General features: G+C 42.8%; 13 protein-coding genes. 9 read left to right on the plus strand and 4 right to left on the minus strand.

Features of this window, described 5'->3' with window-relative positions:
* Entirely contained in the window at nt 1-1,134 is a 1,134-nt protein-coding gene (locus NYF15_RS07175) for a fatty acid desaturase (protein WP_062568369.1), read from the minus strand.
* A 116-nt stretch (nt 1,135-1,250) separates the two neighbouring features.
* Between NYF15_RS07175 and fabR the strand changes: the two genes are divergently transcribed.
* The 7 genes from fabR (at nt 1,251) to NYF15_RS07210 (ending at nt 8,707) form a co-directional block, all read left to right on the plus strand.
* Nucleotides 1,251-1,877: an HTH-type transcriptional repressor FabR gene (gene fabR, locus NYF15_RS07180; protein WP_062568368.1), complete on the plus strand. Its 627-nt coding sequence runs from the start codon at nt 1,251-1,253 to the stop codon at nt 1,875-1,877.
* 362 nt (nt 1,878-2,239) lie between these two features.
* Nucleotides 2,240-3,787, plus strand: a complete 1,548-nt coding sequence (leuA, locus tag NYF15_RS07185; protein ID WP_130149199.1) for a 2-isopropylmalate synthase — start codon at nt 2,240-2,242, stop codon at nt 3,785-3,787.
* On the plus strand, nt 3,784-4,860 hold the full coding sequence (leuB, locus tag NYF15_RS07190) for a 3-isopropylmalate dehydrogenase (RefSeq protein WP_371353189.1): 1,077 nt from the start codon (nt 3,784-3,786) through the stop codon (nt 4,858-4,860). Before leuA ends, leuB begins: the two co-directional genes overlap by 4 nt.
* 58 nt (nt 4,861-4,918) lie before the next feature.
* Nucleotides 4,919-6,319, plus strand: coding sequence for a 3-isopropylmalate dehydratase large subunit (gene leuC, locus NYF15_RS07195; RefSeq protein ID WP_371353190.1), 1,401 nt, complete (start codon nt 4,919-4,921; stop codon nt 6,317-6,319).
* Nucleotides 6,319-6,918 carry a 3-isopropylmalate dehydratase small subunit gene (leuD, locus tag NYF15_RS07200; RefSeq protein WP_130149196.1) on the plus strand — a complete coding sequence of 200 codons (600 nt, stop codon included), beginning with the start codon at nt 6,319-6,321 and terminating at the stop codon, nt 6,916-6,918. The genes leuC and leuD overlap by 1 nt, the downstream gene beginning before the upstream one ends.
* Nucleotides 6,919-7,028: 110 nt before the next feature.
* Nucleotides 7,029-8,015, plus strand: a complete 987-nt coding sequence (locus NYF15_RS07205) for a hypothetical protein (protein ID WP_371353191.1) — start codon at nt 7,029-7,031, stop codon at nt 8,013-8,015.
* 98 nt (nt 8,016-8,113) lie between these two features.
* Nucleotides 8,114-8,707: a hypothetical protein gene (locus NYF15_RS07210; RefSeq protein ID WP_237120359.1), complete on the plus strand. Its 594-nt coding sequence runs from the start codon at nt 8,114-8,116 to the stop codon at nt 8,705-8,707.
* Nucleotides 8,708-8,709: 2 nt separating this feature from the next.
* On the opposite strand, the gene NYF15_RS07215 is transcribed toward NYF15_RS07210, so the two are convergent.
* A complete protein-coding gene (locus NYF15_RS07215; RefSeq protein WP_237120358.1) occupies nt 8,710-9,075 on the minus strand; it encodes a hypothetical protein in 366 nt (121 codons plus the stop codon).
* Between the two features lie 136 nt (nt 9,076-9,211).
* Here NYF15_RS07215 and NYF15_RS07220 point away from each other — a divergent pair, with 136 nt between their 5' ends.
* The gene (locus NYF15_RS07220; RefSeq protein ID WP_130149208.1) at nt 9,212-9,658 is read left to right on the plus strand and encodes a TerB family tellurite resistance protein; all 447 of its coding nucleotides are present in this window, start codon (nt 9,212-9,214) and stop codon (nt 9,656-9,658) included.
* Between the two features lie 17 nt (nt 9,659-9,675).
* Here the strand turns inward: NYF15_RS07220 and NYF15_RS07225 are convergent, their stop codons facing one another.
* Nucleotides 9,676-10,245: an NAD(P)H-dependent oxidoreductase gene (locus tag NYF15_RS07225; protein ID WP_341803488.1), complete on the minus strand. Its 570-nt coding sequence runs from the start codon at nt 10,243-10,245 to the stop codon at nt 9,676-9,678.
* A 131-nt stretch (nt 10,246-10,376) separates the two neighbouring features.
* On the opposite strand from NYF15_RS07225, the gene NYF15_RS07230 reads away from it, so the two are divergent.
* A complete protein-coding gene (locus NYF15_RS07230; RefSeq protein WP_130149191.1) occupies nt 10,377-11,270 on the plus strand; it encodes a LysR family transcriptional regulator in 894 nt (297 codons plus the stop codon).
* Here NYF15_RS07230 and norR read toward each other — a convergent pair whose 3' ends face one another.
* Nucleotides 11,271-12,833, minus strand: a complete 1,563-nt coding sequence (gene norR / locus NYF15_RS07235; protein ID WP_130149190.1) for a nitric oxide reductase transcriptional regulator NorR — start codon at nt 12,831-12,833, stop codon at nt 11,271-11,273.
* Nucleotides 12,834-12,846 lie beyond the last annotated feature (13 nt).

Below are 12,846 nucleotides of genomic sequence, written 5' to 3' on the forward strand. Positions count from 1 at the left end.
TTAACTAAAAGAGGCTTTTAATAACCTCGCATTTAGTGCAAGCCAAGCCTGCTTTTGGTTTTCCCAAGCGGCTTCAAGCTCATGATATTGTGTCATTAATGCTGATTTTTCGCATTGTTTCATCATGTTATTCTTTTTGATTTCTAACACGCGTTTTTGCAGGGCACAGAAGTGTTGCAGTTTTTTCAGCAGTAAATCGTACTCAGATTGTAATAATGTAAGCTTATCTTGCGCTAAAGGCAATTTTGCAAGACGGCCTTGGGTTTTATTCATCAAGGTTTCTGCTTTGGCTTTTTCAATACGCTCGACCGGTGTACGTTTTAATTTTGATGCAAGACCGACAGATGCGAGCGTGCGGATCATCCATTTGGTTGGATCATAGTGATACCATTTAATACCATTACGATAGTCACTGGCAAAAATATGGTGGAAATTATGATAGCCCTCACCATAAGTGAATAACGCTAAAAAACCATTATCGCGTGCGGTATTTTTTTCGGTGTATGGACGAGACCCCCATATATGGGCAACTGAATTTATAAAAAAGGTAAAATGCTGGCTTAATACTAAACGTAACAACCCTGCAAGTAGTAACATCCCCCACACATCACCGACCATTAACCCAAGTAAAAGAGGAATACCAATATTGGTCGCTAATACTAATTTCATGTAGTGGCGGTGTTGCCACATAACGACTTTATTTTTCTGTAAGTCACGGCAATTACTATAATTTCCGTATTCCTCTCCTTGATAGTCTCGCAGCATCCAACCTATATGGCTGTACCAAAAGCCATTTGTTGCGGCATAAGGGTCTTTGATTGGATCATCAACTTGACCATGATGAATACGGTGGTCGCTACTCCAGTGAAGCGCACTATTTTGCAGCGCAAATGCACCACCAAGGGCGAATATAAATTCAATCACAGGGTGTGCATCATAGGCTTTGTGTGCCCATAAGCGGTGGTAACCTGCGGTGATAGATAATCCTGCGTAAAACATGCAAGCAACAAAAGCTATCCATTGCACAGTGGTGTATCCGTAACTAAATCCATACCAAGGAACAAGTGTAATTGCGGCCAAAAATGTCAGGCTAAAAAATAACACATTGGTCCAAATAATCGGTGGTTTCTTCATCATAATAAATCTCGGCGTACAGTTGTACGCTAAAATAGTGTTTCAAACTCTTCGCGTCAAGTATTAGACTGTCTCATTAACTTAAAAATCATTAAAAGTTCACCTTGGGAGTTTTCATGTCGGGTGTTAGAGCGCAACAGAAACAAAAAACACGACAAGCACTAATCGAAGCTGCATTTAATCAATTGAGTGCCGATCATAGCTTTTCTAATTTAAGTTTACGTGAAGTTGCTCGTGAAGCAGGGATTGCGCCAACCTCTTTTTATCGCCATTTTAAAGATATGAATGAACTTGGCTTGACCATGGTTGATGAAGCGGGGTTAACGCTTCGCCAGTTAATGCGCCAAGCCCGTCGGCGTATCGAAAGTGGTGGCAGTGTCATTACTACATCGATTGTCACTTTCATGGAATTTATTGATAACTCAAGTAATCAATTCAGGTTGTTATTGCGTGAACGCTCAGGTACTTCAAAAGCGTTTCGTGCCGCGGTTGCTCGCGAGATAAAACATTTCATCTTGGAGCTTGCACATTACCTTGAAAGTGAAACGCCATGCGATGCCACCCATGCCTATATACAAGCGGAAGCGATGGTCACTTTAGTATTTAACGCAGGGGCAGAGGCGCTTGATATTGAAGGGCAGCAACGTGAAGAGTTGGTAGAACGTGTTATTTGGCAATTACGTTATATAGCGCGTGGTGCATTATTGTATGTTAGGGATAACGGTGGAAATGAAAAAAGTTAATCTAAGCAGGCCGTAAGCGTTAAGTACTTTTTCTAACGACAACTAACCATTAAATTGTCATTTTTATCCTTTTTTTGTTTGTTTTGTGAATTTTTATTTCTATATTTGCGTCTTTATATTGTTCTTAGTGAAAAAAATATGCTTGCAAGAGTGTGTGCTGGGTGTTAAAAATACAGCTCACTGAACACACATTTAGAAAATTAAGATGCAAATGACACGTTTAATTACATTAACACTGAACCTCTTACTGCTTAAGCAAGTAGGTGGGGCTTAGTGTATTTGCATTTGTAAATATTATAAAACCCCGCAAACGCGGGGTTTTTTTTATCTCGCTAATGGGTCATTGGGAACGAGGACAATTTATGAAAGATAAAGTTTGGATTTTTGATACAACGTTACGCGATGGTGAGCAAGCATTAAAAGCAAGCCTAACCGAAGATGACAAAATTCAGCTTGCGCATACCATTAGCCGTTTAAATGTGGATGTAATGGAAGTCGGTTTTCCGGTATCTAGCCCCGCAGACTTTCGCTCTGTACAGCGTATTGCAACTGAGGTGAAAGGGCCGATTATTTGTGGTTTAGCACGTGCTGTAGCAAAAGATATTGAAGCCTGTGGTGAGGCACTTCGCCCTGCTGAGCAAGGCCGTATTCACACCTTTATCGCAACTAGTCCATTACACCTTGAACACAAATTACGAATGAGCTTAGACGATGCAACAGCGATGGCTGTTAAGTCGATTAAGCTTGCGCGTAACTACACGGATGACGTTGAGTTTTCCTGTGAAGATGCTGGTCGTACACCGCATTGGGATTTATGCCGTATCGTTGAAAGTGCTATTGATGCGGGTGCATCAACAATTAACTTACCTGACACCGTAGGTTATGTAACGCCAGACGAATACGCTGCGATGATCCATCACTTAATGAATAATGTGCCAAACATCGACAAGGCGCGTTTAAGCGTGCATTGCCACAACGATTTAGGTTTAGCGGTTGCTAACTCAATCGCAGCGGTACAAGCCGGTGCTCGCCAAATCGAATGTACCATTAATGGTATTGGTGAGCGCGCAGGCAACTGTTCGCTTGAAGAAGTGTCGATGATCATGAAAATGCGTGAAGATCACTTAAAAGTGCATACCGATATTCGCAGTGAAGAAATTTACCGTGCTTCGCGCCAAGTCGCGAAGATTTGTAATATGCCAGTACAACCAAACAAAGCAATTGTTGGTGAAAATGCCTTTGCACACAGCTCAGGTATCCACCAAGACGGCGTATTAAAAGCGCAAAACACTTACGAGATTATGTCGCCAGAAAGTGTCGGCGTACCCAATAACCAATTAAACATGACTTCGCGTTCAGGTCGTCATGTTATTGAGCATCGTTTAGAAGAGTTAGGCTATCAAAAATCTGATTACGATATGGATAGCTTATACACCAGCTTCTTAGCATTAGCAGACCAAAAAGGCACTGTGTATGACTACGACTTAGAAGCGATGATTTACTTTAATCAAATCAAAGATAAAGACGAGAAGTACCAACTTGAGTTTGTTAACTCGACGTCTAATTCGCAATCTGTGGCGAGCTCAACAATCGGCATGACAATTGATGGCGAGTCTAAGCAAGAGGCAGCAACAGGTAATGGCCCTGTAGAAGCATCGTTTTTAGCAATTGAGCGCTTAACGGGTATGTCGGTTGAAATGATTGAATATAACCTAGAAGCAACAGGCCAAGGTGCTAGCTCGCTAGGACAAGTGAATATTATCGCTAAATACGATGGTCGCCCATATCACGGTGCGGGCATTGCAGCGGATGTGGTTGAAGCGTCGGTACGCGCCATGATCCGCGTGTATAACTTAATTTATCGTGCACAAAAAGTGTCTGATTTAAAACAACAGAGGAAAGCAGGATGAGTCAATCGAATTACAGTATCGCAGTATTAGCAGGCGACGGGATTGGTCCAGAAGTTATGGCAGCAGCAGAAACCGTCTTGAATGCTGTAAGCGAAAAATTTGGTTTTACTTTGACTCGTCATCACCACGCGATTGGTGGCGCTGCCATTGATGAGTTTGGTCAGGCCTTGCCGCAAAGCACATTAAGTGCCTGTGAAAATGCCGATGCGATTTTATTTGGCTCTGTTGGTGGCCCTAAGTGGGAAAACTTACCACCGAATGAGCAACCAGAGCGAGCGTCCTTGTTGCCACTGCGTAAGCATTTTGGTTTGTTCTGTAATTTACGCCCAGCACAATTATTACCTGCACTAAGCGCTGCGTCACCGCTGCGTGCAGATATCAGCGCACAAGGCTTTGATATCTTATGTGTGCGTGAGCTAACAGGCGGTATTTATTTCGGTGAAAAAGGTCGTAGTGGCGAAGGTGACCAAGAAGTTGCTTTCGATACCCAAACATATTCACGTAAAGAAATTGAGCGTATCGCTCGTTTTGCCTTTGAAGCCGCTAAGCTGCGTAGTAATCATGTTACCTCGGTTGATAAAGCGAATGTATTAGCGTCAAGTGTACTTTGGCGTGAAGTGGTCACCGAAGTGAGTAAAGACTACCCAGAAGTTAGCCTTGATTACATTTATGTTGATAACGCGGCGATGCAGTTAGTAAAACAGCCAAGTCAGTTTGATGTATTACTTTGCGATAATTTATTTGGTGACATTTTGTCTGATGAGTGCGCGATGATCACAGGTTCTATGGGCTTATTACCATCAGCGAGCTTAAATCAGTCTGGATTTGGTTTGTATGAACCTGCTGGTGGCTCAGCACCAGATATCGCTGGCAAAGGGGTTGCAAACCCGATCGCACAAATTTTAAGTGCTGCGCTTATGCTGCGTTATTCACTAGGGCAAGATGAAGCTGCTCGTACGATTGAAAAAGCGGTAGCAGAAGCGGTTGAAGCTGGTGTCGGTACGCCAGATATCTACCCAAATGCAGGGTACACCACCAGTGATGTTGCTGCGGCAATAGTGGCACGTATTTAATTAAAAATTGTTTGCGCTGAGCTCGTCACTCAGCGTAACTAAAATGAGGGAATAGCAAGTGGCCCAAACCTTATACGATAAAATTTGGCAAGCTCATGTAGTCGCCAACATTAACGATCAAACCGATTTACTTTATATCGACCGTCACCTAGTTCATGAAGTTACTTCGCCGCAAGCCTTTGCTGGTTTACGTGAGAAAAACCGTAAAGTACGTTGTCCAAAAAAAACCTTTGCGACCATGGATCATAACGTTTCAACAAAAAGCCGCTCATTAGATGCCGCCAGTGAAGTGTCGAAAAACCAACTAATGGCACTGGATGCAAACTGCAAAGAGTTTGGTATTCAACTTTATGATTTAAATTCGATTAACCAAGGTATTGTGCATGTAATGGGGCCTGAGCAGGGCATTACCTTACCGGGCACAACCATAGTATGTGGTGACAGCCATACCTCTACCCACGGTGCATTTGGCGCACTAGCGCACGGTATTGGTACGTCAGAAGTTGAGCATGTTCTAGCCACTCAAACACTACAGCAGAAAAAAGCCAAGTCGTTAAAAATTCAAATTAATGGCCGCCTGCGCCCAACTGTTACTGCCAAAGATTTAATCATGGCTGTGATTGGTAAATTAGGCACTGCGGGTGGTACTGGCTATGTTGCTGAATTTTGTGGTGAAGGAATTGAAGCGCTGTCTATGGAAGCGCGCATGACACTTTGTAATATGAGTATTGAAATGGGCGCAAAAGCGGGTTTAATCGCGCCAGATCAAACAACTTATGATTATTTAAAAGGTCGCCCATTTGCACCACAAGGTGCTGACTTTGATAGTGCCGTTGCCTACTGGCAAACACTAAAAACTGATGAAGGCGCAGAGTTTGATCATGTTGTTGAATTGGAGGCTGCTGATATTCAACCGCAAATTACTTGGGGTACCAGCCCTGAGCAAGTGATTGGCGTCGATGAATTCATTCCAGACCCTGAGCAAGAACCAGATCTAATCAAAGCTGATGCGATTCGTAGCGCACTAAAATATATGGGCTTAAAAGCCGGTGATAAATTGTCTTCAGCAACTGTTGATACCGTGTTTATTGGCTCATGTACCAATAGCCGAATTGAAGATTTACGTGCTGCCGCGCAAATTGTTGAAGGTAAGCAGGTTGCCGCGGGTGTTGAAGCACTGATTGTTCCAGGTTCTGGCCTTGTTAAAAAACAAGCCGAAGACGAAGGCCTTGCAGATATCTTCAAAGCAGCTGGCTTTGAATGGCGTGAGCCAGGTTGTTCAATGTGCTTAGCAATGAATGACGACAGATTAGAAGCCGGTAAACGCTGTGCGTCTACATCAAATCGTAACTTTGAAGGACGCCAAGGTCGCGGTGGACGTACTCACTTAGTGAGCCCTGCAATGGCAGCGGCAGCGGCAATTCATGGTCGTTTTGTTGATATCAGAGGAGAAGCCTAATGAGCGTATTTTTTAGTGGCTTAATGGCCCCGTTAGATAAAAACAATGTTGATACTGACCAAATTATTCCAAAGCAGTTTTTAACGTCGACCAGCCGTGATGGTTTTGATGCGGCGCTTTTTTACGATTGGCGTTATTTAGATAACGGTGAGCCAAACCCTGAGTTTATTTTGAATCGTCCTTGTTACCAAGGTGCGCAAATTCTTTTAACTCGCGACAACTTTGGTTGTGGTTCATCGCGTGAGCACGCGCCTTGGGCATTAAAGCAATATGGTTTTGAAGTTATCTTAGCACAAAGCTTTGCCGATATTTTCTTTAATAACTGCGGTAATAACCAAATGCTTGCTATCGCATTACCAGCAGAAACGCTTGAGCAATTATTTGTGTTGAGTGAACAGCATGACGATATCCATATCGAAGTTGATTTAGAAAACCAACAACTTCGTAGCGATAAGTTTGACACTATTGACTTTGATATTCGCCATGACATTAAAGAGCGTTTGTTAAGTGGCTTAGACTTTATCGGTGTGACTGAAACACTTAACAGCCAAATTGATGCCTTTGAAACTAAGCTTAAAGCTGAGCGCCCTTGGCAATAAAAGGTTTTTTTACATGTGGAACCTAAACGCGGCGAAAGTCGCGTTTTTATTTGTTTCTAAAAAAGAAAGTTGCTAATTTGGTTGGTAAAATAACGAAACAATAAATAACTATGTGGCCTCTTTCTCCTAAATCTATCGGCATCGTGATGGGTGTTCTTTACGGCATCAGCATACGCATTTTTCTTGAAGTTAGCGAAACGTTTAATTTCGGTAGCCTTGTTACTATTTCGTTTATGTTTTTAGTGCCTGTTGCTATTGGTTTTATACGGGTACATTTTGAATACAATCAGGTGCCTGTGATGACATATGGAAGAATGGCAGTGATCGCTTGGCAGCCTATTTTTATCTTCTTATTTGTGAGTGTTATTACTCTTTTAGAGGGCAGCATCTGCGTTGCAATGGCACTCCCTGCCTTTATGTTTTTTGCTAGTATTGGCGGTATGTTAGCAGGGCTTTGCCATCGACTTTGGGCAAAGAAAAGCAACAAAGCGGTGATGTCGGTAGCATTGTTGCCTTTGATCTTTTCTCCTTTAGAGCTCAACTTTTTACACCTATCGAAAACTTACGAAGTTAAAAATACGATTGTTATAAATGCGCCTGTTGATGTTGTGTGGCAACAATTAGCTAATGTTAGCCAAATCCACGAGAGCGAGTATCCGAGCTCATTTTCGCATTTAATTGGTATTCCAAGGCCAATTCGAGCTGATATGAGTGGTGATGGGGTAGGTGCAATAAGAACCAGTCAGTGGCAGAAAAATGTTGTATTCAAAGAAGTGATAACTGAGTGGAAGCCGAATGAGAAAATGCTTTATAAGTTTGATATAGACCCAGACTTAATTCCTGATAAGGCGCTCGATCAGCATGTGAAATTGGGCGGTGAATATTTTTCGCCGTTACATGGCGGTTATGAATTAGTTGCAAGTGGCAAGAATCAAACGCTGTTAAGCCTAAAAACGACTGTACTTGATAACACTAATTTTGGCATTTATTCGCGAGTGTGGGGAGAGGTGATCTTTCAGGATTTTCACAAATCACTTCTGAAGTTCATGAAATCGCGCGCTGAACATGACATACAACTAGCTACAAACCCGTCTTGATTATTTTTAGGCAAGCAGTTTATCGTGATTGTTTTCTTTATTAGCTTTAAATCGCTAGGCTAGGCTAGGGTTAAAATTTTTTATTTTAGGAACACACCATGAAATACTTAGTGGCATCGATGCTCGTAGCAGCGTCATCAGTAGCGGCTGCGCGTCCAGCGCCGTTAGTATCTATTCCAAGCCATGATGGCTTTTTTGATAATATTGCTGCCCATTGTGGTAAAGCTTACGAAGGTAAAGTTAGCGTTGATAACGCGACAGGCCCCAGTTCATTTGCGGGTAAAAAGTTAGTGATGCATGTGCGTCGTTGTAATGAGCGTGAATTGCAAGTGCCATTTCATGTGGGTGACGATGCGTCTCGTACTTGGATCATCACAAAAACAGGCAGTGGACTGAGTTTAAAGCACGATCATCGCCATAAAGATGGTAGCGATGATAAATCAACCATGTATGGTGGTCATACCCTTGATGCTGGTTTTGCTAATGCGCAGTCGTTCCCAGCTGATCAATATTCAAAAGAGTTGTTTGTGAACCAAGGTATTCCACAATCAATGGGTAATACGTGGCAAATGTATATTTATCCAAAGCAATTTACGTATCGTTTAGTGCGTGAAGGGCGTGAGTTTCGCGTTGATTTTGATTTAACCAAACCTATTACGCCTCCAAGCGCACCTTGGGGGTATGAAGACTAATACTATTTAGTATCGTCTTCGCACTGCAAAACAACCGTTAAAGGTGGCTGATAGGCTCGTGGTTTAGTAGGAAAACGTTCATACTCCTGTACGCCATCAGTCACTCTTAGCATAAACGGTTTATCTCTACACAAGCGACTTGCATGGCGCAGTAAGAATACGCTTTGATTGCGAAAGTGCTTGTAGTCATCAGACTGAATTTCGAGGTGGTAGCGGCCATCGGCTAATTTAGTTTGGTAGTAGTGGACTTCTTCATCAAAGTCGAAAAGTTTTTCTGTTTTGGTTTCTTCGGCGTATGCAGCGGGAAAACCAGCGGTAAGTAAAAGGGCGCTGATTGATAATGCGAATATCGAACGGGGTTTGTTCATAAACACCTAACTCCATGTGATTGATGCAATAATTCTAGCGCGTGTTGTTGAACCATGAATTAGCTTCGATAGTCAAACTAGGGTAACGTTAGTTTATATCTTATACCTAGTCTAACACTCAAAAGGTAAAAATGTGATGCTCAATAAAATAAAACAGCTATTTTCAGCGATGGACGATACTCAATCAAATATTAGTGAGCATGACCTAAAAACAGCGGTTGCCGCTTTATTAATCGAGGTTATGCGCGCCGACAGTGAGCTACAAGATGATGAGCAACAAACACTGAATGACACCTTAAAGAAGTATTTTTCTTTAACAGATGATGAAGTTCAGGAGCTCGTTGATAGTGCTGCTAAAAATTTAGATGAAGCGATTGATTATTTTCAGTTTTCTAAGCAAATAAATGCGCAGTGTAGTGCCGAGCAGCGTATTGATATTATCGAGCTGTTATGGCGCTTAGCCTATGCTGATGGCGAATTAGATAAACATGAAGAGGTTGTGATTCGCCGTGTTGCTAGCCTCTTGTATGTGACTCATGAAGATTTTATCGCTGCAAAACTGGCAGCGACAAAACTCAACTAAGGGCTATTAAATCAGGCTTACTTATTTAATTTACTTGCCACACTAACAAGTTGTCGGGCTAGGCTGGCAACTTGTTCGGCTGTATCGGCATCATTAATGCGGCCTTGTTCATCTAATTTAGTGTGGATGGCAGGTACGGCTAACTGATCCGCAAGTACTAAGCTGCCAATACCTGATAAAATATCACGCACGTGGTTTAGACCGCGTAAGCCACCTAAACCACCTGGCGAAGAAGCATACAAAGCGGTTACTTTATTACGAAATGCCGGTACTGCACCTTGCTCAGTGCGAGATGCCCAATCGATAGCGTTTTTAAGTGGCGCTGTAATTGAGCCATTGTATTCTGGGCTTGCTAATAAAATACCATCAGCAGCACGAAGCTTATCTTTTAACAATTGTGCGCCAGTAGGCGTACCTTGTGCTTCTATATCTTCATCGAATAGTGGTAAATCTAAATCGCTTAGTTTGAGTACTTCCACTTCAGCACCACTTTCGAGGGCGAAGCGCGCTGCTTCATTAATTAGTTTTTGGTTAAAACTGTCTTTACGTAGGCTGCCTGCGAGGGCAATTATTTTTGGTGCTGTCATGAGGGATTCCTTTTAAGCTTCACTGTTGTTGATTTAACCACTGTTGATATGCTCACTGTAGCAAAAAATAGATTGCAGAAAAGCCAAATAAACGCAAAACTTATGTGCGTAAATGCACATGAGGAGCTGTTATGGCAATTCAATTTGATGATTGGCAAGATGTTAAGGTCGCTTATGAGGTGGCAAGGCTCGGCACGTTAACCGCTGCTGCCGAATCGTTAGGTGTTCACCACAGCACAGTACTAAGAAGAATCAACAATTTAGAAGATAACCTTGATGCACGGTTATTTCACCGCCATGCCCGTGGTTATACAGTGACAGAAATTGGCGCTAAGTTGTTTGCGACTGCAAAATCGATTAACGCTGAACTTGAAAAACTTCACAACGATATCATTGCTGCTGATAGCCAGTTACGAGGCAGCTTATTATTAACTACGGTGAGTGGTTTTATTGATGTGCTCAGTGATGTTTGTGAGCAGTTCCAAAGTTTACACCCACAAGTGCAGCTTGAGGTTATTCTTGACCAAAATCGTCTACGACTCGACCATGGTCAAGCGCATATTGCTGTCAGAGCGGGCCCTCGCCCTGATGAAGGTGACTATATTGCCCAGCACTTAGCGGAGCTATCATCTGGGTTTTATGCCTCAAAAAGCTATATTGAAAAATATGGTATGCCAAAGAGTATTCAGCAGCTAGAGCAGCATAGTTTTGTTTCTGGGGTGGCTGGCTACAACGGTAAAGTGCCTTATTTTGCATGGGTTGATCAACATATTGAACCTTCGCAAATTAAGTTACGGGTGTCTGAAACATCAGAAGCTACAAGGGCTATTGTTAGGGGGCTTGGTATTGGTGGTTTGCAGCACGAAGTGGCAGAGCAGTACTCTGATTTAGTGCCAGTGCTTCATAAAGAACTAAACTGGCCAACAGATCTTTGGCTGGTGACACATCATTTGGTGCACCGTACTGCCAAAGTGCAAGCTTTTAGTCAGCTACTAAAAGCGTACTTTAAAAAGACAACAGGCTAGCTAGAGTGACTTCTTAACACTGATACCTAAGCGTTTCGCGAGTCGCACTAGATTGGCTCTATCCACTTTAAGGGTGCGTGCTGTGGCTGCCCAATTTAGGTTGTGTAGTTCAAGTTGTTGCATTATCAACTGATAACTAAAAGCGTCAGTTGCCTCTTTGAGTGATAAGCGAGAGGCTTTTTGTTCGTTAACTGCAACAGGGCTTGGTGCCGCAACGGCCGTTTTAGCAATATCACAATGCTCAGGCTCGATTGTGACAATGCTTTGTTGCCATTGCTGCTGCTTGGCTTTGAGTGCTGCGCGACTAATAACGTGTTCAAGCTCTCTCACATTGCCAGGCCAATTATATTGACGCAGTAGTAATTGTGTATCGCTACTAAGCTTAAGTTGTTTAATTGCCAATTTTTTAGATGTTTGCTCAATAAAAAAGCCTGCCAATAAAATAACATCGTTATCGCGCTCTTTTAACGGTGCAACATGCAATGGGTAAACGCTTAAGCGGTGATAAAGGTCTGCACGAAAGCGCCCCGCAGCGACTTCTTGTTTTAAATCGCGGTTGGTTGCTGCAATCACTCTGACATCAACATAACGGCTTTGATCTTCCCCCACCGTTTGTACTTCACCACTTTGTAATACGCGTAGTAGTTTACTTTGCATCGCAAGGGGTAACTCGCCAATCTCATCTAAAAATAGCGTACCACCATCGGCGAGTTGAAACTTACCCTGGCGCGCAGTATGTGCGCCAGTAAATGCGCCTTTACTGTGGCCGAAAAACTCGCTCTCAGCCAAGTTCTCTGGTAACGATGCGCAGTTTAAGTGGATCAACGGCATGTCGCGGCGTTTTGAGTTTAAATGGATATTGCGCGCAACGAGTTCTTTACCGACGCCTGTGTCGCCTTGTATCAATACGCTGAATTCTGAGGCAGCCACCAGCTGGATATCATTTTTAAGGGTCAGCATTGCTTGGCTATTACCAATAATTTCGACACCTTCTCGCGTCAGCGCTTCAAGATTAAGCTGTTGTGCAACTTGATGGCTGTGCTGTGCATGTTGCATAAGATGCTGCAAGGTTAGGGCATGCTCAACATAACCTGCTGCTAGCTGTTTTAGTTGATTGAGCTCATTCATTGCTAAAGCGTCAAAGGCATGTTCATCTAAACTATCAAAGGTTAAAACACCGAGTAGTTCGCTGTTGTCTTTACTGCTCTGCAGCGGCACACCCATGCAGGCATGAACAGGAAAGTCGCCATGCTGGCTTTGTAATAAACCATCGTAGGGGTCGGGTAGGCCACAATCTTTGGCAAATTTTAGCGGTTCACTGCCACGGCATATTTCAAATAAGCGCGGATGCTCCGCTATTTTAAAGCGCCTTCCTAACGTATCGTCCGACAATCCATGTAGGGCTACAGGTTTTAACACATCACCTTGTTTCAATAATAAGGCAACTGCATCACATTCAAGCCAATCATTAATGCAATTCAATAAATAGTTGAAATTGTAATCAACACTGCTTGCTTTGGTAAGGGCAAGAGCAACATCAAGAAGGGATTTTTTGATCGCCATGTCAATTTGACCT

It is taken from the genome of Pseudoalteromonas sp. 68 DY56-GL68, from assembly GCF_041414825.1.
GTDB lineage: Bacteria > Pseudomonadota > Gammaproteobacteria > Enterobacterales > Alteromonadaceae > Pseudoalteromonas.

Excerpts from the sequence above, each read along its gene's own strand:
- leuA (WP_130149199.1), top strand. The coding sequence starts at position 2,240 with ATGAAAGATAAAGTTTGGATTTTTGATACAACGTTACGCGATGGTGAG.
- NYF15_RS07225 (WP_341803488.1), bottom strand. The coding sequence starts at position 10,245 with ATGACAGCACCAAAAATAATTGCCCTCGCAGGCAGCCTACGTAAAGAC.
- leuD (WP_130149196.1), top strand. The coding sequence starts at position 6,319 with ATGAGCGTATTTTTTAGTGGCTTAATGGCCCCGTTAGATAAAAACAAT.
- NYF15_RS07220 (WP_130149208.1), top strand. The coding sequence starts at position 9,212 with ATGCTCAATAAAATAAAACAGCTATTTTCAGCGATGGACGATACTCAA.
- NYF15_RS07205 (WP_371353191.1), top strand. The coding sequence starts at position 7,029 with ATGTGGCCTCTTTCTCCTAAATCTATCGGCATCGTGATGGGTGTTCTT.
- NYF15_RS07175 (WP_062568369.1), bottom strand. The coding sequence starts at position 1,134 with ATGAAGAAACCACCGATTATTTGGACCAATGTGTTATTTTTTAGCCTG.
- NYF15_RS07230 (WP_130149191.1), top strand. The coding sequence starts at position 10,377 with ATGGCAATTCAATTTGATGATTGGCAAGATGTTAAGGTCGCTTATGAG.
- fabR (WP_062568368.1), top strand. The coding sequence starts at position 1,251 with ATGTCGGGTGTTAGAGCGCAACAGAAACAAAAAACACGACAAGCACTA.
- NYF15_RS07210 (WP_237120359.1), top strand. The coding sequence starts at position 8,114 with ATGAAATACTTAGTGGCATCGATGCTCGTAGCAGCGTCATCAGTAGCG.
- NYF15_RS07215 (WP_237120358.1), bottom strand. The coding sequence starts at position 9,075 with ATGAACAAACCCCGTTCGATATTCGCATTATCAATCAGCGCCCTTTTA.
- norR (WP_130149190.1), bottom strand. The coding sequence starts at position 12,833 with ATGGCGATCAAAAAATCCCTTCTTGATGTTGCTCTTGCCCTTACCAAA.
- leuB (WP_371353189.1), top strand. The coding sequence starts at position 3,784 with ATGAGTCAATCGAATTACAGTATCGCAGTATTAGCAGGCGACGGGATT.